General features: G+C 64.6%; 21 protein-coding genes. 8 read left to right on the forward strand and 13 right to left on the reverse strand.

The window, feature by feature from the left end:
• Positions 1-5: 5 nt before the first annotated feature.
• The 3 genes from GA0061098_RS06740 to GA0061098_RS06745 all read left to right on the forward strand — a co-directional run bounded on the left by GA0061098_RS06740 (position 6) and on the right by GA0061098_RS06745 (position 2,371).
• Complete coding sequence (locus GA0061098_RS06740) at positions 6-569, forward strand: isochorismatase family protein (protein WP_091955051.1); 564 nt, start codon at positions 6-8, stop codon at positions 567-569.
• Positions 570-599: 30 nt separating this feature from the next.
• Complete coding sequence (locus GA0061098_RS44790) at positions 600-770, forward strand: hypothetical protein (protein WP_162832232.1); 171 nt, start codon at positions 600-602, stop codon at positions 768-770.
• A gap of 218 nt (positions 771-988) precedes the next feature.
• Entirely contained in the window at positions 989-2,371 is a 1,383-nt protein-coding gene (locus GA0061098_RS06745) for an aspartate aminotransferase family protein (protein ID WP_091955055.1), read from the forward strand.
• A 78-nt stretch (positions 2,372-2,449) separates the two neighbouring features.
• Here the strand turns inward: GA0061098_RS06745 and rnd are convergent, their stop codons facing one another.
• Complete coding sequence (gene rnd / locus GA0061098_RS06750; RefSeq protein WP_038972944.1) at positions 2,450-3,598, reverse strand: ribonuclease D; 1,149 nt, start codon at positions 3,596-3,598, stop codon at positions 2,450-2,452.
• Positions 3,599-4,067: 469 nt separating this feature from the next.
• Positions 4,068-4,976 (reverse strand): LysR family transcriptional regulator, encoded by a 909-nt coding sequence (locus GA0061098_RS06755; protein ID WP_091955058.1) that lies wholly within the window; start codon positions 4,974-4,976, stop codon positions 4,068-4,070.
• A 103-nt stretch (positions 4,977-5,079) separates the two neighbouring features.
• Between GA0061098_RS06755 and GA0061098_RS06760 the strand changes: the two genes are divergently transcribed.
• Positions 5,080-6,069, forward strand: a complete 990-nt coding sequence (locus GA0061098_RS06760; RefSeq protein WP_091955062.1) for a zinc-dependent alcohol dehydrogenase family protein — start codon at positions 5,080-5,082, stop codon at positions 6,067-6,069.
• Positions 6,070-6,141: 72 nt separating this feature from the next.
• On the opposite strand, the gene GA0061098_RS06765 is transcribed toward GA0061098_RS06760, so the two are convergent.
• From GA0061098_RS06765 to GA0061098_RS06790, 6 genes are all read right to left on the reverse strand, one after another.
• Positions 6,142-7,476, reverse strand: a complete 1,335-nt coding sequence (locus GA0061098_RS06765) for an ABC transporter substrate-binding protein (protein WP_091955066.1) — start codon at positions 7,474-7,476, stop codon at positions 6,142-6,144.
• An 11-nt stretch (positions 7,477-7,487) separates the two neighbouring features.
• Positions 7,488-8,357: a carbohydrate ABC transporter permease gene (locus GA0061098_RS06770; protein ID WP_091955069.1), complete on the reverse strand. Its 870-nt coding sequence runs from the start codon at positions 8,355-8,357 to the stop codon at positions 7,488-7,490.
• Positions 8,354-9,304 carry a carbohydrate ABC transporter permease gene (locus GA0061098_RS06775; RefSeq protein ID WP_165637189.1) on the reverse strand — a complete coding sequence of 317 codons (951 nt, stop codon included), beginning with the start codon at positions 9,302-9,304 and terminating at the stop codon, positions 8,354-8,356. Before GA0061098_RS06775 ends, GA0061098_RS06770 begins: the two co-directional genes overlap by 4 nt.
• Position 9,305: 1 nt before the next feature.
• A complete protein-coding gene (locus tag GA0061098_RS06780) occupies positions 9,306-10,154 on the reverse strand; it encodes a phosphodiesterase (RefSeq protein WP_091955076.1) in 849 nt (282 codons plus the stop codon).
• 237 nt (positions 10,155-10,391) lie between these two features.
• Positions 10,392-10,649 (reverse strand): hypothetical protein, encoded by a 258-nt coding sequence (locus GA0061098_RS06785; protein ID WP_091955080.1) that lies wholly within the window; start codon positions 10,647-10,649, stop codon positions 10,392-10,394.
• Between the two features lie 19 nt (positions 10,650-10,668).
• Positions 10,669-12,141 (reverse strand): protein adenylyltransferase SelO, encoded by a 1,473-nt coding sequence (locus GA0061098_RS06790; RefSeq protein ID WP_091955085.1) that lies wholly within the window; start codon positions 12,139-12,141, stop codon positions 10,669-10,671.
• A 196-nt stretch (positions 12,142-12,337) separates the two neighbouring features.
• Between GA0061098_RS06790 and aspS the strand changes: the two genes are divergently transcribed.
• Positions 12,338-14,110 carry an aspartate--tRNA ligase gene (aspS, locus tag GA0061098_RS06795; RefSeq protein WP_091955088.1) on the forward strand — a complete coding sequence of 591 codons (1,773 nt, stop codon included), beginning with the start codon at positions 12,338-12,340 and terminating at the stop codon, positions 14,108-14,110.
• 141 nt (positions 14,111-14,251) lie between these two features.
• On the opposite strand, the gene GA0061098_RS06800 is transcribed toward aspS, so the two are convergent.
• Positions 14,252-16,222: a hypothetical protein gene (locus GA0061098_RS06800; RefSeq protein WP_165637190.1), complete on the reverse strand. Its 1,971-nt coding sequence runs from the start codon at positions 16,220-16,222 to the stop codon at positions 14,252-14,254.
• A 248-nt stretch (positions 16,223-16,470) separates the two neighbouring features.
• Here GA0061098_RS06800 and GA0061098_RS06805 point away from each other — a divergent pair, with 248 nt between their 5' ends.
• Together GA0061098_RS06805 and GA0061098_RS06810 are read left to right on the forward strand one after the other, a co-directional pair.
• Positions 16,471-18,777 carry an NADP-dependent malic enzyme gene (locus GA0061098_RS06805; protein ID WP_091955094.1) on the forward strand — a complete coding sequence of 769 codons (2,307 nt, stop codon included), beginning with the start codon at positions 16,471-16,473 and terminating at the stop codon, positions 18,775-18,777.
• A gap of 295 nt (positions 18,778-19,072) precedes the next feature.
• On the forward strand, positions 19,073-19,525 hold the full coding sequence (locus GA0061098_RS06810) for a DoxX family protein (RefSeq protein ID WP_091955097.1): 453 nt from the start codon (positions 19,073-19,075) through the stop codon (positions 19,523-19,525).
• Positions 19,526-19,529: 4 nt separating this feature from the next.
• On the opposite strand, the gene GA0061098_RS06815 is transcribed toward GA0061098_RS06810, so the two are convergent.
• The 4 genes from GA0061098_RS06815 to GA0061098_RS06830 all read right to left on the reverse strand — a co-directional run bounded on the left by GA0061098_RS06815 (position 19,530) and on the right by GA0061098_RS06830 (position 23,523).
• The gene (locus tag GA0061098_RS06815; RefSeq protein ID WP_165637191.1) at positions 19,530-20,081 is read right to left on the reverse strand and encodes a dihydrofolate reductase family protein; all 552 of its coding nucleotides are present in this window, start codon (positions 20,079-20,081) and stop codon (positions 19,530-19,532) included.
• A 7-nt stretch (positions 20,082-20,088) separates the two neighbouring features.
• A complete protein-coding gene (locus tag GA0061098_RS06820; protein ID WP_091955101.1) occupies positions 20,089-21,114 on the reverse strand; it encodes a polysaccharide deacetylase family protein in 1,026 nt (341 codons plus the stop codon).
• A gap of 165 nt (positions 21,115-21,279) precedes the next feature.
• Positions 21,280-21,849, reverse strand: a complete 570-nt coding sequence (locus GA0061098_RS06825) for a glutathione peroxidase (RefSeq protein ID WP_091955103.1) — start codon at positions 21,847-21,849, stop codon at positions 21,280-21,282.
• 93 nt (positions 21,850-21,942) lie between these two features.
• Entirely contained in the window at positions 21,943-23,523 is a 1,581-nt protein-coding gene (locus GA0061098_RS06830) for a L,D-transpeptidase (RefSeq protein ID WP_165637192.1), read from the reverse strand.
• Positions 23,524-23,731: 208 nt separating this feature from the next.
• Between GA0061098_RS06830 and GA0061098_RS06835 the strand changes: the two genes are divergently transcribed.
• Positions 23,732-24,280, forward strand: coding sequence for a CreA family protein (locus tag GA0061098_RS06835; protein WP_091955107.1), 549 nt, complete (start codon positions 23,732-23,734; stop codon positions 24,278-24,280).
• Positions 24,281-24,461: the final 181 nt, after the last annotated feature.

Consider the following 24,461-nt stretch of genomic DNA (forward strand, 5'->3'; position numbering starts at 1 on the left):
AGACAATGCTGGCTTCCATCCACGATGATCCGCCGATCCTGGTCTGCGCGGATCTCCAGGTCGAATATCTGACCCCTGGGCGCCGCCACGTCGTCCTCGACGGCGACGCCGTCACTGCGCGCTGCCTGGAACTCCTGACCTTGTGGCGGGGCAATCTCTGGCCGGTGATGCATCTGAAGCGGATCGCGCAGGCGGCGTGGTTCAATCCGGCATCAAGGCTGACCGATTGGATCGCGGAGACCAAGCCGCGGCCGGGAGAGATGACGTTCGACCATCCGCTGCCGTCGGCCTACAGCTCGTCGCGGTTTGTGGACTACATGTCCAATATCCGCACTGTGCGCTGCATTCTGATCGGTTTTTCCCTGGACGAGACCATCCTGGCCACCGCTGCCGAAGGGTTTCACCGCAGCCATCGCTACCAAATCGTCGCTGACGCCGTGGCTTGCCGGCAGCCGGGTACGGGCGATGCCGCGGCCTACAAGCATGCGGTAGTGAATGTCATCGGGAATTTTGCTACAATCCAGTCCAGCGCCGAACTGATCAGAACCAGCGGCGCCGTTGCGGTGTAGGCGGCCGCGACCGGCGGATGGGGTGAGAGATTGTCACGGGGAGACGAGCTCAAGGAGCTGGCGAGCGATCTGTCGCGTGCGGCCGAGAGGGCGCGCGGGCTTGGTTTGCCGACGACGGTCTATCTGCTGTCGATGGCGCTGGTGGAGGTGAGGGAAGCCGCTGCCGGCACTGACGACGGGCATGACGACGACGCGGCATGAGAGCTGCTCCACGTGTTGCTTCGCCATGAGCGGATTTGTCACGTGCGGCAATGTCACGTGCAGCTTTTTCGCGTGCATCTTTGTGCATCGCTGCTGAGCGCTTGCTGCCGACGAATTGGCGTTGCAAGTTCTGCGCTGTCGCAATAGCCAAGGTACTTGATCATCGAGTGATGACGCCGGCTATGCCTGCGACGTGACGCTTTCAAGGATCTCCGCAAATGTCCATGCTGCCCAATTCGCAAGAGGCCCGGGATGTAGCCTATCAGCTCCATCCCTACACCAACGCGCGCACCCATCAGCAGGCAGGTCCCCTGGTGATCGAGCGCGGAGAGGGTCCTTACGTCTTCGATGCATCGGGCAAGCGCTATTTCGAGGCGATGGCCGGCCTGTGGAGCGTTGGGCTGGGCTTCAACGAGAAGCGGCTTGTCGAGGCCGCGCACAAGCAGATGCAGGCGCTGCCGTTTTATCACACGTTCTCCGCCAAATCGCACGGGCCCTCGATCGACCTTGCCGAGAAGCTGGTCGCGCTCGCGCCTGTGCCGATGAGCAAGGTGTTCTTCACCAATTCCGGCTCGGAAGCCAACGACACCGTCCTCAAGCTGATCGCCTATCGCTCCAACGCGCTCGGCCAGCCCCAGCGCAAGAAGGTGATCAGCCGGATGCGCGCCTATCACGGCGTCACCATTGCCTCGGCGAGCCTCACCGGCCTGCCGAACAACCACCGCTCGTTCGACCTGCCGCTGCCGAACATCCTGCACACGGGCTCGCCGCATTTCTACAAGGACGGCGCGCCCGGCGAGAGCGAGGAAGCGTTTGCGACGCGCCGGGCCGAGGAGCTCGACGCGCTGATCCAGAAGGAAGGGCCAGATACGATCGCGGCGTTCTTCGGCGAGCCGGTGATGGGCGCGGGCGGCGTCATCGTGCCGCCGGCGACCTATTGGGACAAGATCCAGGCGGTCCTGAACAAGTACGACATCCTGCTGGTCGCCGACGAGGTGATCTGCGGCTTCGGCCGCACCGGCAAGATGTTCGGCTGCGAGACCTACGGCATCAAGCCTGACGTGCTCGTGGTCTCCAAGCAGATCACCTCGAGCTATTTCCCGTTCTCGGCGATCATCATGAACGACCGCATGTTCGAGCCGATCGCGGACGAGAGCAACAAGATCGGCGTGCTCGGCCACGGCTTCACGGCGGGCGGTCATCCCGTCGGATCGGCGGTTGCGCTGGAAAACCTCAGGATCATCGAGGAGCGCGGCCTGGTCGCGCATGCCGCCGAGCTCGGCGCTTACATGCAGGGCAGACTGCGCGAGCTCACCAGCCATCCGCTGGTAGGCGAGGTTCGCGGCGTCGGCATGATCGCGGCGATCGAGCTCGTGCTCGACAAGGGACGCAAGACCGCAGCGGCGACGCCGGGCGCCGTCGGCGGCATCGCCAGCCGCATGCTCCAGGAGCGCGGCGTGATCTCGCGCAACATGCTGGACGCCATCGCCATCTGCCCGCCGCTGATCGTCACTAAGGCGCAGATCGACGACCTCGTCGCCGCCATTTCGGGCGTGCTGAATGACATGAAGGCGGAAGTGGCCAAGCTGACGCCGGCGTAATGGAGGGATCGGCGTGGCCGGAGCAGCCGGCCACACCCTCAGGTGTCGTCCTGGCGAAAGCCAGGACGACATTGGGGCCTACGCCCGCTGCACGCCAATCACGCGGCCCTTCTCGATCGCCAGCGCCAGCTCGCCGCGCTTGAGCTTCAAGGCGGCATCGCCGAACAGCTCGCGGCGCCAGCCGCGCAAGGCGGGGACGTCGGCTTCGTCGTCGGCCGCGATCTCTTCGAGATCGTCGACGGTGGCGATCACCTTGCTCGCCACCGCATGCCGCTCCGCGGTCATGCGCAGCAGCACCTTCAACAGCTCGACGATCGCCGCGCCATTGTTGTTGTTGCGCGGCTTCTCCAGCTTCGGCAGCGTCGAAAAATCCCGCGCCAGCCCGCGCTCGACCGCGGCGACGATGTCCGCGCCCCATTTGGACTTCTCGAAGCCCTTCGGCACCGAGCGCAGATGGGCGAGCTTTTCCAGCGTGTTCGGCGCGTGGGTCGCGATATCGCTGATGGCCTCGTCGCGCAGCACGCGGCCGCGCGGCACGTCGCGGCTCTGCGCCTCCTGCTCGCGCCAGGCGGCGACCTCCATCAGGACCGCGAGATCCTTCGGCTTGCGCACCCGCGTCTTGAGCCGCTCCCAGGCGCGCTCGGGGTGGAAATCGTAGGTCCGGGGGGAGGTCAGGACCTCCATCTCGATGGAGACCCATTCGCTGCGCCGGCGCTTCTTGAGGTCGGCATCGAGCGCTGCGAATACGTCGCGCAGATGCGTGACGTCGGACACGGCGTAGTGCATCTGCTCCTTGGTCAGCGGCCGGCGCGACCAGTCGGTAAAGCGGTGGGTCTTGTCGGGGCGGTGGCCGGTGACTTTCTCGACCAGCGCGTCGTAGGCGATGCTGTCGCCGTACCCCAGCACCATCGCGGCAACCTGGGTGTCGAACACCGGATGCGGGATGATGTTGGCCTGATGCCAGATGATCTCGATGTCCTGACGGGCGGCGTGGAAGACCTTCAGCACGGCCTCGTTGGCCATCAGCTCGAAGAACGGCTTGAGGTCGATCCCCTCGGCCAGGGTATCGACGACGACGGCTTCCTCGGCGCTGGCCATCTGCACCACGCATAGCAGCGGGTAGTAGGTGGTCTCGCGCAGGAACTCGGTATCGACGGTAATGACGGGGTGCTTGGCCAGCCGGCTGCAGGCAGCCGCGAGGTCAGCGGTGGTGGTAATCAAATCCATGAACGGCCCATGACACTTGATATCAGCCGTTCTGCCGAAAGTGCTGTGATGTCAAGGGGCTCGATGCGAATTCGAGCCTTGCTTTGGGCCGGAATCGCTTCTTCCGGCAAAAATCCTATTCGTAGCGGACCCGGTGCGAGGATTTGCGGGCGCAGGGCAACGCCACCACGACCACGCACATGGCGACCAATGCCAATCCCAGGAACTCGAAAACCAACAAATCCACGGCAAAATCCCCCGACAGACCCGTTAGACTTGTCGGGGGTGCGTTGAGGGTCTGTTAATTGCAATGGTTACCGGCGGCGCGGGCGGCGGAATGGTGGACGAGGGGTTAATGAAGCGATGCTGCGGGGGGACTAGGCCCGGCGAGGGCTGGGCCGGCGCGCGGACCCATTGAACTTTCCCGGATTTGAACCGGGCCATTTGCTGAAGCCGCGCTCGTCAGCCTTGGGACGCACGACATAATCAATCACCCGCTTGCCGTCATCAGCTTTGGCAAGGCTGCGGCAAGGGTGTCCACGGCGGCGCGGACCTTGGGGGGCAGTCGGGGTGAACGGGGCCACAGTGCGTGGCAGTCATAGAGGAATTCAGACTGGCCCCGGAGGAGACCGACCAGCGCGCCGGAGTTGAGGCGCTCGCGAACCAGCCAATAGGGTAGCCAGGCGAGCCCCATGCCTTGCGCCGCGGCATCGGCGATGGCCTCCAGATCGTCGAGCCTCAGCCTGCCGGTTGGCATGATCTCGCGCGGAGGCTGGTCTGCTTGCGGAAACAGCCACGGCCGAACGCGCCCGCGGCGGCGATAGATGATCGCCTGATGCGCGGAGAGATCGTCAATCGATTTCGGCTTGCCGTTGGTGCGCAAATACGTGCGAGCGCCGCACACCACCATGCGCTGGCTTGCGATGCGCCGCGCGATCAGGCCGGATTGATCATCGAGATCGCCGGTCCGGATCGCAAGATCGTAGCCGGCCTCGATGATGTCAGCGATCGGGTCGCCGAAGGAGAGGTCGAGCTCGAGATGCGGATACTTTCGCGCGAGCTTCATCAACAGCGGGGCGATGCAGTGCCGTCCGAGCAAGGAAGGCATGGTCACGCGCAGCTTTCCATGCGGCTCGGAACGCTCGTCGGCAACGACGGCGTCGGCGGCTTCGGCCTCGCTGAGCACCGCGCGGCAGCGCTCGTAATAGGCCTGGCCAGCCTCGGTCGGGCTCTGTCGTCGTGTGGTGCGGTTGAGGAGGCGGACGCCGAGGCGCTCTTCGAGGAAGCGCACATGCTTGCCGACCATCGGCCCCGACATCTCCAGGGCGTCGGCCGCAGCCGCGAACGAGCCGAGGTCGACAGCCCGGACGAACACGGCCATGCTGGTCAAGCGGTCCATGATTGAAAACTCCTGGTTTCGACTGTTCGCATATTTTGCCGATTTATCCACTTCCTTGGGATCGGCATAGCTCCATTCAGTTCAATTGTTTTGGAGTGTATCCATGGCCCGCGTCGTTCGCTTTCACCGCCATGGCGGTCCCAAAGTGCTGGGTATCGAGACCGTCAACGTTCCGCTGCCGGCGAAGGGTGAGGTTCAGATTCGGATCAGGGCGCTCGGCCTCAACCGTGCGGAAGCCCTGTTGCGGTCGGGGTCCTATATCGAGACCGCCCAATTTCCGTCCGGTCTTGGTCTCGAGGCGGCGGGTCTTGTCGAGGCTGTCGGCAAAGGCGTGGCCGGCTTTGCGCCGGGCGATGCCGTCAGTATCGTGCCGCCCACATCCATGGTGCGATGGCCGGCTTATGCGGAGCTCGCAACTTTTCCGGCCGAACTCGTCGTAAAGCATCCACCCGATCTAAGCTTCGAGACAGCGGCAGCGCTATGGATGCAGTATCTGACGGCCTACGGCGCGCTGGTTGACATCGCCGGACTCTTGCGAGGGGACGTGGTCGCCATCACGGCGGCATCGAGCAGTGTCGGGCTTGCCGCAATCCAGATCGCGAACCGGATCGGGGCTGTCCCGGTCGCCCTGAGCCGGACATCGGCCAAGCGGCGGGCCTTGCTCGATGCCGGTGCCGCCTACGTCGTGGCCTCAGACGAGGAGGATATCGCAGCGCGGCTGGCGGAGATCGCCGGTTCAAACGGCGTCCGTGTGGTGCTTGATGCCGTCGGCGGTCCGGCGTTCGAGCCGCTGACTGCGGCGATGGCGCCGCGCGGCATCCTGATCGAATATGGCGGGCTGAGCCCTGAGCCGACGCCGTTCCCACTCTTCAACGTGTTGACCAAGAGCCTGGTCCTGCGCGGCTACCTCGTGCACGAGATCGTCCGCGATCCTATGCGACTTGGGCGGGCCAAGGCTTTCATCCTCGATGGGGTGGCGGACGACACGTTGAAGCCGATCATCGCGCGAACGTTCAAGTTCGAGGATATTGTCGAGGCGCATCGCTTCCTTGAGTCGAACACGCAGTTCGGCAAGATTGTCGTGACGGTCTGAACCGGCCCGTCCAAACGAATTCGGCGCCCCACATGGCGGAGCGCCGAAATACGTTTGCCGTTTGAAGTGGCCTTACGGCAGCTTCAGCGACGTTTCTGCATTGTACGGCTTCAGCGTCTCGTCGGCGGCCTTCTGGGCGGCGGCGAGGGCTTCCTTCGGCTGCTTCTTGCCGTTGAGGACCAGCATCACCTCGTCCTCGAGATTCTTGCGCACCGGCACGGTCTTGTAGGTCGCGAACCAGGGCTTTGCGACGTCGAGCTGCTCGACGGCGGTCTTGGCGTCCGGGTTCTTGTTGAGGAAGTCCACCATCTCAGGCGTCTTGTAGGCGGCCATGTTAGGCGCGAAATAGCCGGTGGCGCGGCTCCACCAGCCGCTCTTCTCGGGCGAGGTCATCCACTTGATCAGCGTCCAGGCGGCCTTCTGCTTGTCGGCCTCGAGCCCGGCCGGAACGATCAGCGAGGCGCCGCCGATCGGCACGGCGTTGCGGACGTTGCGCGGGATGAAGGCGACCTTGTAGGCGAATTTGGCGTTGTCGCGCACATAAGTGAGCGAGCCCGTCGACAGCATCATCATCGCGGCATTGCCAGAGATGAAGGAGGTGCTGACGGCAGGGCCGGGTGTGGCGCCGGGCGCGTGGACCTTGTGCTTATAGACAAGGTCATTCCACCAGGTGAGCGCGCCCAGCATCGAGGGCGTATCGTAATAGACTTCGCCGCCGAACTCCTCGTTGTAGTAGCGCCCGCCATTGGACATGGTGAGCGTTTCCATCATCCAGCCGCAATAGTCGTAGGCGCAGGGGATCGCGATGCCCCATTGGGTCACCTTGTCGCCCTCGCGCTTGGTGAGCTTCTTGGCCCAGTCGGTGAGCTCGGCCCAGGTCTGCGGCGGCTTGCTCGGATCGAGGCCGGCTTCCTTGGCCTTGTCGGCGTTGATGTAGAGCAGCGGCGTCGAATTGTGGAACGGGACGCCGTAGACCGAGCGGTTGATCACCGCATTGCCCTGCAGCGCGGGGAAGAACTGGCCGAGGAACTGCTCTTTGGTGGTGCCGTCGGCCTTGATCAGGGCATCGAGATTGGTGAGCTCGTTCTCGATCTGCATGTCGAGCAGGAAGTTGGCCGACATGATCACGGCGGACGGCGGTTTGCCGGCCTTGATTGCGGCGCGCGTCTTGATCAGCGTGTCGTCATAGGAGCCGGTGTAGACCGCGGTCGCCTTGACGTCCGGATGGGTCTCGTTGAACTCCTTGATCAAGGTGCCCATGTCGCGGGCGAGCTTGCCGTCGACGGGGACGGGGAAGAACAGATCGATCTCGGTCGGGCCTTCGCCGGCGAGAGCCGGAAAAGCGAGGGCGCCTGCCATGGTACCTGCGATGGCGAGGCCCAGCATGAGCCTGCGGGAGAACAGCATCGAAGAATCTCCTATTTGATGCCTGAGGTGACGAAAGAGCTGATGAAGCGCTTCTGGAAGATCAGGAAGGTGACGAGCAGCGGCGCGATCACCATCAGCGTGCCGGCGGCGATGGTGCCCCAGGCCTGCGTGCCTTCGGCGGTCTTGGTGAAGACCGAGAGCCCGACCGTGAGCGGCCGCTTGTCCGGCGAGTTGATCACCATCAGCGGCCACAGGAAGTCGTTCCAGTGGCTGGTGACGGAGATGATGGCGAAGGCCGAGAAGCTCGGCATCGATAGCGGCACGTAGATGTGACGGATGCGCTGGAACAGGCTGGCGCCATCGATCAGGGCTGCGTCTTCCAGCTCGGTCGGAATGGCTTCGAACGCCTGGCGCATCAGGAAGGTGCCGAAGGCGGAGGCGAAGAACGGCATCATCACGCCGGTGAGCGTGTCGTAGAGGCCGAGTTGCGCCACCAGCGACAGGTTCGGTACGATCAGCAGCACCGGCACCAGCATCAGCTGCATCAGGAACAGATAGAAGATCAGCGTCTTGCCGACGAAGGCGAGGCGCGCAAAGGCAAAGCCCGCCAGCGTGATCGTGGCGAACTGCACCAGCAAAATGCCGGCGCAGATGATCGTGGTGTTGAGCGTGTAGCGCGGGAAATCGCCGATCTCCCAGGCATCCCTGACATTGTCGAGCGTCGGCTTCAGGCTCGGCATCAGCTCGGCCATGGCATTGATGCCGTCGGAGGCCGGGCGCAGCGTCGCCGCGACCATCCACAGGAACGGGATGAGCCAGACGATCGCGAGCAGCACGGTCAGCAGGAAGCCGAGCTTGGGCGTGATCTCGCCCCTTGTGGCGAGCGGAGCGTCCCTGAACAGGCGGTCGATCAGCTTCATGGCCCGCCCTCGCGATTCGCCATGGTGCGGAAGGAGAGCGCGGTGAGGCCCATCAGCGCGGCGAGCGTCAGCAGCGTCGCGGCTGAGGCCTTGCCGACGTCGTAATGCTCGACCGCCTGCTGATAGATGTAGAACAACACGAGATTGGTCGCGTTCGACGGTCCGCCCTGGGTCATGACGAAGACGTGGTCGACCTGTGTCACCGCGTTGAGCGTGGCGATCACGATGACGAACAGGAAAGTGGGCTTGAGCTCGGGCAGGATGATGTGGCGCAGGCGCATGTAAGGCCCGGCGCCGTCGAGATGTGCGGCCTCCATAACGTCTTCGGGCACGGCTTGAAGGCCGGCGAGGAAGAACAGCATGTAATAGCCCGCGTTCTTCCAGATCGTGATAACCATGATCGCGTAAAGCGCGATGTCGGGGTCGCCCAGCCAGTTCGGCAGCACCGGAAGCAGGCGGCCGATATAGTAGTCGAGCAGGCCGACATTGGGCAGGAAGATGAACATGAACAGCGCCGAGGCCGCGACCATCGGGATCAGCACCGGCAGGAACAGCGCGGCGCGCAGCGCGCTGCTCACGGCGTTGGTGCGCGATAGCGCCAGCGCGAACAAGAGTGCAAGCCCGATGCTTGGGACTGCGGTGCCGACCGCATAGATGAGGTTGTTGACGACGGCGCCGGAGAAGGCGGGATCGGCCAGCACCGCTGCGATGTTGTCAAGGCCGACGAAGCGGACCGGCGCCTTTGGCGTGGCGCGCTGGTAGAGCGCATCGATAAGCACGCGGCCCATCGCGCCATAGGTGAACAGCGCGAGAAAGATCAGCGAGGGCAGCAACAGGAGATAGGCGGGCAGTGAAGCTTTGAAGCGCGTGCCGAGGCGCTTCAGGACGTCAAGGCGCGGCGCCGCCGAGGTCGCGACCGGAAGAGCCGCGGGTTCGGCGAGGCTCATCTCACCGCGCCGGGAAATTGAGCGCATAGTCGCGGCCGTCCGTTCCCGCCGGTGGCTCAAAGGGGAAGCGCAGACTGGTGTCGAGGAAGTCGTGGCTGTGCACGACGAGGTTCTCGTCGTCGATCAGCACGACGCCATAGGCGGGGGGCTCGTGGCTGGCCAGATGCGGCGCGCCAGCGTCGAGCTCGAACCAGACCTGGTGGTTGGTGCCGCGCAGGGTGGAGAACGGGATCTTGCCGTAGCTGCCGAAGATCGGCCGGTGCACATGGCCGAAGAAGAGGTGACGGATGCGCGCGCGATAGGGCGCGATCACCTCGGCGAACTCCGCGCTCTGTTTCAGCCCGATCTCGTCCATCGCATGGACGCCGATCGGGAAGGGCGGGTGATGCATGAACACGACGAACTGCTGGCCGGCAGGCGCAGCCGCGAGCGACTTCGCCAGCCAGTCGAAGCGCTTGGCGCACATCTCGCCGGCGTGGCTGTTCTCGTCCAGCGTGTCGAGGAAGACGAACAGGCCATGCTCGGTGGTGCGCGTGCCCTGCACGAAGCCGTTTGAATCGCGCGGCGCGGCCTTCAGCGCGTCGAGGCAGGTGACGCGGCGGTCGTGATTGCCGACCATGGCGATGTACGGGATCTTTAGCGCCGACATCGCGTCTGCGAAATTGGCGTAAGACTCCGGCTCGCCCCAATGGGTGAGGTCGCCGGTCACGACCGCGAAGGCGGCGTCGGACTGGTGCGTGTTGATGTCGGCGATCGCAGCATCCAACCGGGCGCGCGGATCGAGGCCATAGAGCGTCAAGCCGGGATTCGCCAGATGCGTGTCGGTGATGTGGATGAACTTGAAGGGCATGGCGCGCTTTGTCGGGACGGTTGAAGGATGGGCGCCTCCGGCAGGACGACCCTGACAGGCGGTTAGAGCGCGTGTGTTTCAGTTTGATGACAGGGGGCGCCGCGTCCACAGTGCTCGCTTCGTAGGGTGGATTAGCCGAAGGGGTAATTCAACGTTCCGGCTTACCTTGAGTTGCGGTGCTGCGCGGAGCAGAGCTAATCTAAGCGCGCAAACTCGGTTCTTGTCCCGCGGATCGAGCTAACGATCGATCGCGCGCAGGCGCTTGATCTCGGCGATCAATCTCGGAATGTCCTGTCGCGCGTTGGCGATGAATTCCTGATCGGCGAGCGTCGCGCCAGTGAGGTAGATGTCTTCGCCTCCGGTCTGGACGAAGTCCGATCCGCTTAGTTTATCGCGCTTCTCGATGAACGATTTCCAAGGACCCGCGGTCGCCTGCTCGCAGCGCGCCTTGATCGCCTCGATCTCGTCATCTGTCAGGGCCGAGAGCTGCGTCATCTTGCAATCCAGAACAGGTCTACGTCCCGCAGAACGTCCGCAACACCCGCTGGTCCGGCAGCGGAGGATCGGCATAGGCGGCGTAATGCGGCTGGTCCTCGAACGGTTCTGCCAGCACCTTCACCAATTCCTCGAACGGCGCGTAATTGTCGTCGTTGACGGCGGCCTGGATCACGGCCTCGACGCGGTGGTTGCGCGGGATGAACATGGGATTGACAGCGTGCATGGCGACCTGTCGCTCGGTCGCGCCCTGCGGCTCCAGCGCGATGCGGGCGCGCCAGCGGCCGGCCCACTCGTCGAAGGTTGCGGGCTCCATGAACTGCGCACGCGCATCCGCGCTGTCATCAACGGCGGCATCGCCGAGCTTGCGGAAGGTGAGGGTGAAGTCGGCCTGGTTCTTGGCCATGGCGTCGAGCAGGTCCTGGATCAGCGCGTCGTCGCCGTCGCGCTCCGTGAACAGGCCGACCTTCCTGCGCAGGCCCGCCTGATAAGCGGCGCTGAACTGGTCGGAGAAGGCGCCGAGGATGTCCTGGGCTTCGGCGACCGCCTTCTCCTGCTCGTCGGAGAACAGCGGCAGCAGGCATTCGGCGAGGCGCGTCAGATTCCACAGCGCGATGCGCGGCTGGTTGGCGTAGGCGTAGCGGCCCATCTCGTCGATCGAGGAAAACACCTGCGAAGGGTTGTAGGCGTCCATGAAGGCGCAGGGGCCGTAATCGATGGTCTCGCCCGAAATCGAAGAGTTGTCGGTATTCATGACGCCGTGGATGAAGCCGACCAGCAGCCAGCGCGCGACGAGATCGGCCTGGCGCGCGACGACGCCGGCGAGCAGCGCGTGATAGGGTCGCTCGGCGCCGACCAGTTCGGGATAGTGCCTGGCGATGACGTGGTCGGCGAGCCGGCGGATCGCCTCGGTGTCACGGCGCACGGCGAAGAACTGGAAGGTGCCGACGCGGATATGGCTGGAAGCAACACGCGTCAGCACCGCGCCGGGCAGCGCGGTCTCGCGGATGACGTGCTCGCCGGTAACGACGGCGGCAAGCGAGCGCGTGGTCGGGATGCCCAGCGCATGCATGGCTTCACTGACGATGTATTCGCGCAAGACCGGCCCGAGCGCCGCGCGGCCATCGCCGCGGCGGGAGAACGGGGTGGGGCCCGAGCCCTTGAGCTGGATGTCGCGGCGGATGCCGTCGCTGTCGATGACCTCGCCGAGCAGAATCGCGCGGCCGTCGCCGAGCTGCGGGACGAACTGCCCGAACTGGTGGCCGGCATAGGCCATGGCGATGGGATCGGCGCCGGCGGGAACCGTCTTCCCCGCCAGGATCGCCGCGCCCTCAGGGGTCTCCAGCAAGTCGGGATCGAGCCCGAGCTGGACCGCCAGCGGCCGGTTCAGCTTGATCAGCCGGGGGGCGGCGACAGGGGTTGGCGCAACGCGGGCAAAGAAGCTGTCCGGCAGCGCCGAATAGGAGTTCTGGAAGGGGAAATGCACGGTCATGCCCTCAAGATAGGGCTGGAACGGCTGATGGCAAAGGGATGGGCCCGGATTGGGCAAAAATGGGCGCTTCTGGCTCAAAACAGGCCGTTCCCTTGGTTGCCGCCTTGGGCCTCGTCGGGTAAACCCTGCCGCAATCTCGGACCGGCCGTGACAGGCGGTCCGATTCGCTTCCTCCGACATCATTTTTGGGACGACCATGCATCGCTACCGGTCACATACATGCGGCGCGCTCCGCGAGAGCAACATCGGCGAGACGGTCCGCCTGTCAGGCTGGGTCCATCGCGTCCGCGACCATGGCGGCGTGCTGTTCATCGACCTGCGCGACCATTACGGCCTGACCCAGTGCGTGGTCGACCCGGACTCGCCGGCGTTCTCGCTGGCCGAGAAGCTGCGCTCGGAATTCGTGGTGCGGATGGACGGCAAGGCCCGCCGCCGCCCCGAGGGCACCGACAATGACGATCTGCCGACCGGCAGGATCGAGATCTACGTCACCGAGATCGAGGTGCTGGGTCCGGCCGGCGATCTGCCGCTGCCGGTGTTCGGCGACCAGGAATATCCTGAAGACATCCGCCTGAAGTACCGCTTCCTCGACCTGCGCCGCGAAAAGCTGCACCAGAACATCATGACGCGCGTCGAGATCATCAAGTCGATGCGCAGGCGCATGGAGGGGCAGGGCTTCTTCGAGTTCAACACCCCGATCCTGACCGCGTCCTCGCCGGAAGGCGCGCGCGACTTCCTGGTGCCCTCGCGCATCCATCCCGGCAAGTTCTACGCGTTGCCGCAGGCGCCGCAGCAGTACAAGCAGCTGCTGATGATGTCGGGCTTCGACCGCTACTTCCAGATCGCGCCCTGCTTCCGCGACGAGGACCCGCGCGCCGACCGCCTGCCGGGCGAGTTCTACCAGCTCGACGTCGAGATGAGTTTTGTGACTCAGGAAGACGTGTTCGCGGCGATGGAGCCGGTCATCACGGGCGTGTTCGAGGAGTTCGCGAGAGGAAAGCCAGTCACGAAGGGCTGGCGCCGGATTCCGTTCGCCGAGGCGTTGCGCAAGTATGGCAGCGACAAGCCGGATCTGCGCAACCCGATCGAGATGCAGGACGTCTCCGAGCACTTCCGCGGCTCCGGCTTCAAGGTCTTTGCGCGCATGCTCGAGGATCCCAAGAACCAGGTCTGGGCGATCCCGGCACCGGGCGGCGGCTCGCGCGCCTTCTGCGACCGCATGAATTCGTGGGCGCAAGGCGAGGGCCAGCCCGGCCTCGGCTACATCATGTGGCGCGAGGGCGGCGAGGGTGCAGGTCCCCTTGCGAACAACATCGGGCCGGAGCGCACCACCGCGATCCGTGCGCAGATCGGCGTGAAGGAAGGCGATGCCGCCTTCTTCGTCGCCGGCGACCCCGACAAGTTCTGGAAGTTCTCAGGATTGGCCCGCAACAAGGTCGGCGAGGAATTGAACCTCACCGACAAGGAGCGGTTCGAGCTCGCCTGGATCGTCGACTTCCCGATGTACGAGTACAATGAGGACGACAAGAAGGTCGATTTCTCGCACAACCCATTCTCGATGCCGCAGGGCGGCCTGGACGCGCTGAAGGGTCAAGATCCGCTGACCATCAAGGCGTTTCAGTACGACATCACCTGCAACGGCTACGAGATCGCTTCGGGCGGCATCCGCAACCACGTGCCGGAAGCGATGGTGAAGGCGTTCGAGATCGCGGGCTATGGCGAGCAGGAAGTGGTCGACCGCTTCGGCGGCATGTACCGCGCCTTCCAGTACGGCGCGCCGCCGCATGGCGGCATGGCCGCCGGTGTCGACCGCATCGTGATGCTGCTTTGCGGCACGAACAATCTGCGCGAGATCTCGCTGTTCCCGATGAACCAGCAGGCGATGGATTTGCTGATGGGCGCGCCGTCGGATGCGACCACAAAACAGCTTCGCGAGCTGCATGTGCGGGTGAATCTGCCGCAGAAGTGAGTGGTGCATGCCCCGGACGCAGCGCAGCACGGTAGTGATGCGCTGCTGAGCCGGGGCCCACATTTCGGCGAACAGCAGGCTTTCTCGGTCCCGGCTCTGCGCCGCGTCACTGCGTGCCGCAGCGCGTCCGGGACACGAGAGCTACAACCCCGTCGACGCCTCGATCCTGAACTGCGCCAGCGCGATGATCGGTTCGTTCTCGAGGACGTCCATTAGCTGAAGCACCGGCAGCTTGCCGAACGGCGTCAGCTTGATGCTCAGCGTTTGCCCGGAGGTCTCGACGAAGCCGGCGAGTGCATCGACCGCGACTCTGGCATCGAGATTGGAGGCCGCGATCCTCTCACCCTGCGCCCGGATCATCGCAACGAGGGCGCTGCGCGCGGCATCACGGCTGACATTCTGCACGCGCGCGAACTGGGCCACGACAAGGTCGACACCGCCGCGATCGCGCAAGGACAGCTCGATTGCGCCGGTCTCGACCTGCGCCAACTGGCCCATAGCCTCTAGCGGGTCCGTCGTGGTGAAGAGGTCGCGCGGCACCTTGGCGAGCGCCACGCTTACCTGCGCTTTGGCGAGGTTGCCGAGATCGAGCGTGGCCGGCGCCAGCGCGAATGCGCCTGACGCTTCCGTCCAGGCCGCGCCGAGATCGAGGTCGATTGCGAGCTTATCCACGCCTGCCACGATCAGCGGCTGCAGGACCGGATTGGCGGGATCGGTCGGCGTGACCATCTTCACGACCAGACTGGCCTTGCTCGGGATCGATCCCACCAGCTGGCCCCAGTTCAGGCTGATCGTGTCGACGGTGATGGGCTGCCGTGCGTTCTTATGCGGCGCAACCACGCCCTTGACCTCGGCGCCTTCGAGCACCCGGAACAGGCCCAGCATCTGATCGGGCGAGGGCGGTTGCCCGGGATTGGTGAGACCCGAGGCCCAGCTCATCAGGTTGGGCATGCTGAAGGATTTGAGCGCGAAGCGCTCCATCTTGAATTGACCCTGCGGCGAGGGTGCATCGACGCCCTCGATCGCGAATTCGCCCTGCCGGTAGCGGATCGCGTTGATCTTCCCTGTTCCCTGCGGTGTGCCAATCGAGGTCTTGCCGATCTCGGCCTTGCCGATACGAATGCCGTCGTAGAATCCGGCGACCTTCTCCATCAGCTCGCGCATTTGCGTCGGCGTTGGCGGGGCCGACTTATCCTGCGGCAGCATGGCAAACATCTCGAACAAATGGAGCTTCGACGGCTGCACGTCGATGTCGTCCATGGCGAAGCCGTCGATATCCATACGCAGGCCCAGCGCGGACTTTAGCGCATAAGGGCCGCTCGAGATTTGCCGGTAGACCCGACGGTAGCTGTCGTCACCGCTCGTCTGCGGATCGAGTGCGGCGAGGATCGGGGTCGAGTCGAAATCATTGACGATGATGCCGGAGATCTCTCCCGTCAGCTTGTCCGCCTTGCCCGGTTGCGTAACGTTGATCGTGAAGGTGGCGCGGTCCGTCTTCATTGCATCCACTTTGCCGCGGCCGAGGTTTTGGAGCGCGAGGCCGGAATAGACTGCTTCACCGCTGCCGCTGCTGCTGCCCGCGTCGAAACTGATGTTGATGGACGGGATCATCACGGACGTTGCTGTCACGCTCGCAAACTGGTCGAGCACGAGCCGGTACACGTCGCCCAAGGAGCTCGATGCCGGCACGTTTTGAACGCGGAGGGGACCCGCATAGTCGCGCAGCGTCACCTGCGGGATCTTGTAGGCCACTTTCAGCTTGCCGGGGCCGACTTCATCCAACGCAATCTCGACACCCGAGATGTCGATGCCGTCAGCGGCAAAGCGCGTCTCGCCGATCTGGCGGACGCCCGAGCTCTTGAAGGCGCCGATCTTGATGTGCCCCTGCAACGGGTTGCCGGGATCGATTGCAATGTCCTCGATCGTCAGCGTCCGGCTCGACTGCTCGAAGGCGATCTTGCCGTGGCTGGCTTTGCTGCCGCCGGCGCGAAGCCGCTCGAACGCCGCCTCGACCTCGCTGGTCATCCGGTGCTGGACATAGAGATTGAAGCCGAACCATCCGCCCGCGCCGAGTACGGCTGCCACGATCAGGCCGATCAGGATTCGCTTCATTCCCAGCTCCAGTTGCTCGTTTTGCACCGCGCAACCTGCCATATTCGCGAAACGCCGCGCGGTCCAGGGAAAGCTATGGTTTTCAAATATTTGACCGCGCGCCCTGTTGATGGGCGCGCAATCGGATGTTGCCACCGGGGCGCCCGGCGTGCTTCATCCCGTTTCCATGACCCGGAAATTCGGTCCGCTTGGACAGCCGCTTTCGGATCGTGCATTTTTGAGGCCGGTAACGCGAGGCGAGACACCGCATGTCGTCCTATTCTGATGATCTCCACCAGGCGGCGCTCGCCTACCATCGTCTGCCGCGCCCTGGAAAGCTCGAGATCCAGGCAAGCAAGCCGCTTGCCAACCAGCGCGACCTCGCGCTGGCCTATTCGCCGGGCGTCGCCGCGGCCTGCACCGAGATCGCCAAGAACCCGGCGGAAGCCGCCACGCTGACCACCCGCGCCAATCTGGTCGCCGTGGTCTCCAACGGTACCGCCGTGCTCGGCCTTGGTAATATCGGCCCGCTGGCCTCCAAGCCGGTGATGGAGGGCAAGGCCGTCCTGTTCAAGAAATTCGCCGGCATCGACGTGTTCGACATCGAGATCGCCGCCGACACCATCGACCGCGTGGTGGAGACCGTCGCGGCGCTCGAGCCGACCTTCGGCGGCATCAATCTGGAAGACATCCGTGGGCCGGAGTGCTTCGAGATCGAGGCGCAGCTCAAGGAGCGCATGAAGATCCCGGTCTTCCATGACGACCAGCACGGGACCGCCATCATCGTCGCCGCCGCCATCACCAACGGCCTCAGGCTAAACGGCAAGAAGCTGTCCGAGGTCAAGATCGTGGCGTCGGGGGCAGGGGCCGCCGCGATCGCCACGCTGAACCTGCTGGTGTCGATGGGCGCGCAGCGCAAGAACATCTGGGTCTGCGACATCGACGGCCTCGTACATGAGGGCCGCAACACCACGATGGACCGCTGGAAGGCGGTCTATGCGCAAAAGACCGAGAAGCGCACGCTCGCCGATGTCATCGGCGGCGCCGACATCTTCATCGGTCTCTCGGCGCCCGGCGTGCTCAAGCCCGACATGGCCAAGGCCATGGCCGACAAGCCGCTGATCATGGCGCTCGCGAACCCGACCCCGGAGATCATGCCGGAGGAGGCGCGCAAGGTGCGTCCCGACGCCATGATCTGCACCGGCCGCTCCGACTATCCGAACCAGGTCAACAACGTCCTCTGCTTTCCTTTCATCTTCCGCGGCGCGCTCGATGTCGGCGCCAGCGCCATCAACGAGGAGATGAAGCACGCTGCCGTCGAGGCCATCGCGCAGCTCGCGCGTGAGGCGCCGTCGGACGCGGTCGCGCAAGGTTTTGATACCGGCGAGACGCAAGGGTTCGGCCCGGGCTCGCTGATCCCGAGCCCGTTCGACCCGCGCCTGATCCTGCGCATCGCGCCGGCGGTGGCGAAGGCGGCGATGGAGTCCGGCGTGGCGACGCGCCCCATCACCAATTTCGACGAATACACCGCGCTGCTCGAGCGCTTCGCCTTCCGTTCCGGCCTCGTCATGAAGCCGATGTTCGCCAAGGCCAAGACCCAGCCGGTGCGCGTGATCTACGCCGAAGGCGAGGACGAGCGCGTGCTGCGCGCCACGCAAGTGGTGCTGGAGGAGAATTTGGCGCGACCGATCCTGGTCGGCCGTCCTTCGGTCGTGGAGGCGCGCATCAAGCGCTTCGGCCTCTCGATCCGCGCCGGCAAGGATTTCGACCTCGTCAATCCCGAGGACGATCCGCGCTATCGTTCCTATGTGCAGTCCTATGTCGAGGTCGCCGGGCGACGCGGCGTGACGCCGGATGCGGCGCGCACGGTGGTGCGTACCAATAACACGGTGATCGCTGCGCTCGCGGTCACGCGCGGGGAGGCGGATGCCATGCTCTGCGGCGTCGAGGGCCGCTACATGAGCCATCTGCGCCATGTCCGCGAGATCGTCGGTTTTTGCCCGGGCATCAGCGACTACGCGGCGCTGGCACTCCTGATCACCAGCAAGGGCGCCTTCTTCATCGCCGACACGCAGGTTCGCCCCAATCCGAGCGCGGAGGAGCTCGCCGAGATCGCTTCGCTCGCCGCGGTCCACGTTCAGCGCTTCAATATCAAGCCGAAGATCGCCTTCGTCTCGCACTCGGATTTCGGCAGCTACGACACCGATTCCTCGCGCAAGATGCGCCGCGCGACCCAGCTGCTCAAGGAAAAGCATCCGGAGATCGAGGCCGACGGCGAGATGCAGGGTGATACTGCGCTCTCCGCTGCCGCGCGAAAAATGGTGTTGCCGCATTCCAATCTCGAGGGCGAGGCCAACATCCTGATCATGCCGACGCTGGACACCGCCAACGTCGCCTATCAGATGATCAAGTCGCTGGCGGACGCGCTCCCCGTCGGCCCGATCCTGGTCGGCCCGGCGCGCCCGGCGCATATCCTGACGCCGTCGGTGACGGCGCGCGGCATTCTCAACATGACGGCCGTCGCGGTCGTAGAAGCGCAGGAGCGCGCGGCCCGGCAGCCGACGTTGTTTACGTAAGCCTCTAGCGTCATCGGCGCTGCAAATCCCTTCTCCCCTTGTGGGAGAAGGTGGCGCGAAGCGCCGGATGAGGGGTTGTTTCCGCGCCTCGGGATCTCGCGAGTTTTCGCGCCGAGAGATACCCCTCATCCGTCTCGCCGCTTTGCGGCGAGCCACCTTCTCCCACAAGGGGAGAAGGGAAGAGACGGCCAACCTTGAATTACTTTCAGTTCTCCATTTCCCCGTTTGTAAAGCGGCGCGTGACTCTTCATAATCCTCACGCGTTCCGCGCTTTGAGCTTGCCAAGAGGCCGATCATGCCAGCGTTCGTGACTTTCGGGCGAATCCTGTTCGCCGTGCTGTTCATCTACACGGGCGCGACCAAGCTCTTTGCCATCCAGGCGACCGCCGACTTCATCGCCACCAAGGTGGTGGTCCCCGACCTCGTCGCGCCTTATGCCAAGCAGGTGGAGACGGCCACCGCCATGACCACGCCGCAGCTGCTGGCGATCGCGGTCGGCGCGCTCGAGATCATCGCCGGGCTGATGATCGCGCTGAATTTCGGCGCGCGGTTCTTCGCGATGCTGCTGATCATCTACGTCGCGGTCGCGACCGTGCTGTTCGACGATTTCTGGAACCAGGCGCCGCCCGACAACGCCAAGATGGTGGTCGACGCGCTGAAGAACCTTTCGATCATCGGCGCCTTGTTCATGATCATGGGATACGGCCGCACCACGCGTCCGGCCGAAGCGGCGTACGGGGACGTCTGAGGGCCTACGTTCGGCGCCAGGCTGTCACAGTCACCTCATGCGCCGCATCGAGTAAATACGGCGCGCTCGGCTGCATCCCGTGCGACGTCAGCACCTGCTGCGGGCTGCGCTGAGGTACGCCGACGAAACAGCCTTCGCCGCCGGGCAGGCGCACATGCGGGGCTTCCGACAGCCAGAACGTATCGTAGCGGCCCATGAACATCTCGAACACGGCTGGGCCGCCGATGACGGCGACCATGCCGGAGGCGACATCCGCAAAGGCGCAGGCCTCCTCGAAGCTCGCCTGTTCCGGATTCCACAGCGTCGCGTTCGGCATCTCCGGATCGACGGTGAGCGCCTTGATCTTGCGGGTCAGGATCAGCCGCTTGCGCTTCGGCGAATTCGGCTGCTGCTCATGCGAGTTGCGGCCGTGCACGATCAGCGCGGCGCGATCGAGCGCCTGCTCGAAGAACAGCTTGTCGCCGTCGAACTTCAGGCTGTCGGGCATGACGTGGCTCGCGTCGGCGAGCATGCCGTCCGCAGAGACGATGACGTAGCCTTCGATACGGAAAGACAATGGCCGTCTATTCGGAAACGGTCGTCACCACGGAATTGACCGGGCGCTGGCTCACCGTCGGCAGCTTGGCGTCCTTGAGCAGCTCCTGGTCGTATTCGGGCAGCGACGAGGCCGGGAATTTGGCGCGCATCGCCACCACCTTGTAGCCGCCGGCCTTCAGGCGCTTGAGCAGCTCGGGCAGGGCCTCCGCAGTGTGCTTCTGGAAGTCGTGCATCAGGATGATGCCCTTGCCCTTGGTGTCGAGCTTCTTCATCACGGTCTCGACCACCTTCTCGGGCTTGGAGGCCTTGAAGTCGAAAGAGTCGATATCGCAGGAGAAGATCGCAGTGTTGCGGTTGCCGAGATAGGTGACCATCTCCGGCGGATGCTGAAGCGCCGGGAAGCGGAAGAACGGCGAGGGCGAGATGCCGCCGAGCGCCCACTTCACCGCGGACAGGCCCTTCTCGATCTCTTCCTTGCGCTGCGCTTCCGTGAGCTTCTTGTTGTTGAGATTGGCGTGCGACCAGGTGTGGGTGCCAACGGTGTGGCCGGCGTTGTAGACCTGCTTCAGGATCTCCGGCTCATAGGTCGCGTGCTTGCCGATCGAGAAGAAGATGCCGGTGGTGCATTCGTCGGCGAGCGCCTTCAGCACAGCGGGCGTGTTCTTGGGCCAAGGGCCGTCGTCGAAGGTCAGCACCACCTCCTTGTCGCGCAGGAAGTCGAGCTCCTTGAAATGCTCGAAGCCGAAGCCCGGACCGCCCGTGGTGTCGATCTCGACGGTGCGGGCGACACCGAGCGCGCCCGGCGTGTTGCAGGCCGCGCGGGCCGGCTGCGGCGCCTGCTTGGGCGGAGGCGGATTGACGAAGCCTGCCGGCGCGGCGGCTGCCGCGGGAGCTGTCGGCGGAGCCGCAGCAGGCGCGGCTGTGGCCGGCGTCGCCGCGGGTGCGGCTTGCGTCGCAGCTGCGGGCTTTGCGGCCGGGGTCTGCGACCATGCTGCGCCGGTCATTGCAACCGACATCGCGCTTGCCAAAATCAGTCCTGCCGCCACACGCATGGTGTTGTCCTCGAGATTGATCCCGTTGTTCCGCCGCTGCTTTTCGCCCTCGGCAAAAACCGTCCTGCCCCAAACGATCCTAGCCTAGATGGTGGGCCATCGCCATTGCAACGGCTGTTTGGCATCCCGCCACAATTGTGCCCAGCCGGATTGGGGCGCCGCGCGTCAACTGTCGGCCAGCGTCCTGGCAATGGCCGTCTTGATCCGCGTGTCGGCCGGTTCGACCGCGGACGGAAAGACCTCGGCAATATAGCCGTCGCGCCCGATCAGGTATTTGTGGAAGTTCCAGCGCGGAACTTCCCGCGGCCGCGCGTCGGCGGCCCATTTGTAGAAGGGATGCGCCTTCGCGCCGACGACGTTCGCCTTGGCCGCAACCGGGAAGGTAACACCATATTGGTGGTGGGCGGTCTCCGTGATCTCGCTAGTGCCGCCCGGCTCCTGGCCGCCGAAATCGTTGGAGGGCACGCCGATCACGGTGAGCCCGCGCGCGCGAAACTCGCTCCAGATCTCCTGCAGGCCGGCATATTGTTGCGTGTAGCCACAGAGCGAGGCCGTGTTGACCACCAGCAGCGGTTTGCCGGTGAAGGCGGCAAGGCGGATGTCCTCGCCGGACAAAGCGGGGAAGGAGAAGGCATAGGCCGAGATCCGGCTCATGCCGCCATCGGCGAGCGCGCGCGTTGCCGGCACGAGCATGCCTGCAAGCGCCGTGGTGAGCATGGTTCTGCGATTCATCATGACGGCGTCCCCCGAAATGATCCGGGCCGCATGTTACTCCGCCGCCGCGACCTGCCTCGTCAACACCGCGTTATCGGGGCGCCGTGAAACAGGTCAGTACAGGCGGACGATGAAATCGGTGCCTTCGCCGGTCTCGCCCTGGTTGATGCCCTGGTCCGAGATGATGATCGAGCCGCCTGATGTCAGCATCTCGTTGATCTTCGCCATGGTGTCGGCGGGGATCGAGATGCGGTCGAGGGCCGCGGCCGGGCTGTCCGGCGTGACCACGGGCTTGGCAGTCACAGGCTTGGCGGCGACGGGGATCACCGCAGCGCCACCCTTGCGGCGCGTGAGGCGGCTGTCGTCCTCGCGGGCCGCGGAACGGGCGGAGACTGGCAGCGACAGCACCGACCAACGCAGCGCATTGGAGTCGGTCTTGTCGAGCTCGGCGGTGAAGATATGCGTGCCGAGCGGACGGTCGCTCGTGGCAATCGAGATCGGGACCTCGAACAGTGGCGCGAAATTCTGCCGCACATAGAGCTTGGAATCCTTGCGGCTGATGAAGACGGCGATCTGGCCCGCCCGCTTGGGCGCTTCCGGCTTTGCGGCCACCGCCGGTTCGGCAACGCGGCCGTCATCCTTCTTCGCGTCGGGCGAGGCGGCGAGCGCAGGCGCCGGCGCATCGGGCGTCTTCGCGGAGTCCGCGGCTTCAGTCTTGACCGGCTCGGTCTTGACAGCTTCGACCTTGTCGGTGGCGGGCTTGTCGTCGCTAGCCGGCTTGGCGGCTTCCTCCGATTGAGGCTTAGCCGCGTCGGATGCCTCGACCGTCTTGGTCTTGTCGGCCGGCACGGCGGCTTCCTCGCGGGCTGACGCATTGCCCGTGGTCACATCCGACATCGCGACGTGTCCGACGGAGGTGCGCAGCTCGAGCACGCTGTCGGCGCTGGCAGTTTTGGTCTCGGCGGCTTTGGTCGGCGCGGCGCCCTTGTCGGCCTTGTCGCCGACATTGGTCTGCGGCTCCAGGCTGGCCGCAGGCTGCGGCGGCACGCGCGACGAGGCGAGCAGGGGATGGGAGAAGCTGTGCGGCGTCATCTCGCCGGGCGCGACGATGACGCGCGCGCCCATCCTGGTCCAGTTCCACATCTTCACCGCGAACGCCATCGGCATGCGGATGCAGCCATGCGAGGCCGGATAGCCCGGCAGCACGCCGGCATGCATGGCGACACCGGACCAGGTGATCCGCTGCATGTACGGCATCGGCGCGCCGCTATAGATGTTGGAGTGGTGGAATTTGTGCTTCTGGATGACGCTGAACACACCCATCGGCGTCGAATGGCCCTTCATGCCTGTCGACACCGGAGATTCCGCGAACACGCCGTTGGTGTCGTAGACCGTGACCTTCTGCCGGTCGATCGAGACGACGATGACCAGCGGCCCTTGAGGCTTGGTGCCGGCTTCCTTCCCGGCGACAGCTTCCTTCTTGACGGCAGCGCCGCGCTTCTGCGGCTTCTGGCGCGGTATTTCGGGATGCCGGTCCTGCCGGGCGTAATAGGACCCGTCTGAATAATCCGTCCAATAATAAAATGCTGCGTCTGCCTGGCTGGTCGCGCCGATCACACCCGCCGCCGTCAAAATGGCGACCTGCCAGAGCCGCGCCGGCTTGCCAGAAAAACCCGACCCGTTCACGCTGTTCATCCTCGAATCCATAATCCAAATCAGACGTTAGTCTCGCAGAGGGGATACGCGTTCACCAGCAGGGCGGTTCTGCCATCAGCTACATTTGTCCAACTCGTAGCAAAAAAGCCTCACGGAGCGGTAAACGGCGGCCGCGCCCGGCTGTCCGTCGTCTTCCTGAGCGGCTGCCTCATGCCTACATTGTGGCGACTTGTTACCGGAGAACTTCATGTCATCTCGTTTCCTCGGTCTTTCCGGCATCCGCTTGAAAGGCCTTGCTTTCTTCCTCCTGACCCTGGTCGTGCCGGCGGCGTCCGCTTCGGCCGCCGACGAGCCCGATCTGATCTTCCGCCGCTCCACCGTGTTCAAATGGATGAGCCCGAACGACAAGCTCGCGACCTATGGTCTCGACGATCCTGAAGTCGAGGGCGTCGCCTGTCATTTCACCGTGCCGGAGAAGGGCGGCTTCAAGGGCTGGCTGGGCCTTGCCGAGGAGGTCTCGGACATCTCGCTGGCCTGCCGCCAGGTCGGCCCGATCAAGTTCAAGAACAAGATGGAGCAGGGCGACGACATGTTCCGCCAGCGCCGCTCGCTGTTCTTCAAGAAGATGCAGATCGTGCGCGGCTGCGACTCCAAGCGCAACGTGCTGGTCTACATGGTCTATTCGGACAGGCTGATCGAGGGCTCGCCGAAGAACTCGACCTCGACCGTGCCGATCATGCCGTGGGGACCGGCGGACGCAAACGTCCAGAAGTGCGGCGAGTTCTTCACTCAGTGACGCGCTTGCGTTCACTCAGTGACGCGCTTGCGTTCACTCAGTGACGCGCTTGCGTTCACCCAGCGACGCGTTAGCGTTTCACTCAGCGCGGCTGGCCCGCGGTTTGACAAGGTGCGACCCGGTCAGCCGCACGAACGCTTGTGGCGCGGCTTCAAAGCCGCGGCCAGACTGCAACGACATT

The organism is Bradyrhizobium shewense, assembly GCF_900094605.1.
Classification (GTDB): domain Bacteria; phylum Pseudomonadota; class Alphaproteobacteria; order Rhizobiales; family Xanthobacteraceae; genus Bradyrhizobium; species Bradyrhizobium shewense.

Excerpts from the sequence above, each read along its gene's own strand:
- GA0061098_RS06740 (WP_091955051.1), top strand. The coding sequence starts at position 6 with ATGCTGGCTTCCATCCACGATGATCCGCCGATCCTGGTCTGCGCGGAT.
- GA0061098_RS06745 (WP_091955055.1), top strand. The coding sequence starts at position 989 with ATGTCCATGCTGCCCAATTCGCAAGAGGCCCGGGATGTAGCCTATCAG.
- rnd (WP_038972944.1), bottom strand. The coding sequence starts at position 3,598 with ATGGATTTGATTACCACCACCGCTGACCTCGCGGCTGCCTGCAGCCGG.
- GA0061098_RS06755 (WP_091955058.1), bottom strand. The coding sequence starts at position 4,976 with ATGGACCGCTTGACCAGCATGGCCGTGTTCGTCCGGGCTGTCGACCTC.
- GA0061098_RS06760 (WP_091955062.1), top strand. The coding sequence starts at position 5,080 with ATGGCCCGCGTCGTTCGCTTTCACCGCCATGGCGGTCCCAAAGTGCTG.
- GA0061098_RS06765 (WP_091955066.1), bottom strand. The coding sequence starts at position 7,476 with ATGCTGTTCTCCCGCAGGCTCATGCTGGGCCTCGCCATCGCAGGTACC.
- GA0061098_RS06770 (WP_091955069.1), bottom strand. The coding sequence starts at position 8,357 with ATGAAGCTGATCGACCGCCTGTTCAGGGACGCTCCGCTCGCCACAAGG.
- GA0061098_RS06775 (WP_165637189.1), bottom strand. The coding sequence starts at position 9,304 with ATGAGCCTCGCCGAACCCGCGGCTCTTCCGGTCGCGACCTCGGCGGCG.
- GA0061098_RS06780 (WP_091955076.1), bottom strand. The coding sequence starts at position 10,154 with ATGCCCTTCAAGTTCATCCACATCACCGACACGCATCTGGCGAATCCC.
- GA0061098_RS06785 (WP_091955080.1), bottom strand. The coding sequence starts at position 10,649 with ATGACGCAGCTCTCGGCCCTGACAGATGACGAGATCGAGGCGATCAAG.
- GA0061098_RS06790 (WP_091955085.1), bottom strand. The coding sequence starts at position 12,141 with ATGACCGTGCATTTCCCCTTCCAGAACTCCTATTCGGCGCTGCCGGAC.
- aspS (WP_091955088.1), top strand. The coding sequence starts at position 12,338 with ATGCATCGCTACCGGTCACATACATGCGGCGCGCTCCGCGAGAGCAAC.
- GA0061098_RS06800 (WP_165637190.1), bottom strand. The coding sequence starts at position 16,222 with ATGAAGCGAATCCTGATCGGCCTGATCGTGGCAGCCGTACTCGGCGCG.
- GA0061098_RS06805 (WP_091955094.1), top strand. The coding sequence starts at position 16,471 with ATGTCGTCCTATTCTGATGATCTCCACCAGGCGGCGCTCGCCTACCAT.
- GA0061098_RS06810 (WP_091955097.1), top strand. The coding sequence starts at position 19,073 with ATGCCAGCGTTCGTGACTTTCGGGCGAATCCTGTTCGCCGTGCTGTTC.
- GA0061098_RS06820 (WP_091955101.1), bottom strand. The coding sequence starts at position 21,114 with ATGCGTGTGGCGGCAGGACTGATTTTGGCAAGCGCGATGTCGGTTGCA.
- GA0061098_RS06825 (WP_091955103.1), bottom strand. The coding sequence starts at position 21,849 with ATGATGAATCGCAGAACCATGCTCACCACGGCGCTTGCAGGCATGCTC.
- GA0061098_RS06830 (WP_165637192.1), bottom strand. The coding sequence starts at position 23,523 with ATGAACAGCGTGAACGGGTCGGGTTTTTCTGGCAAGCCGGCGCGGCTC.
- GA0061098_RS06835 (WP_091955107.1), top strand. The coding sequence starts at position 23,732 with ATGTCATCTCGTTTCCTCGGTCTTTCCGGCATCCGCTTGAAAGGCCTT.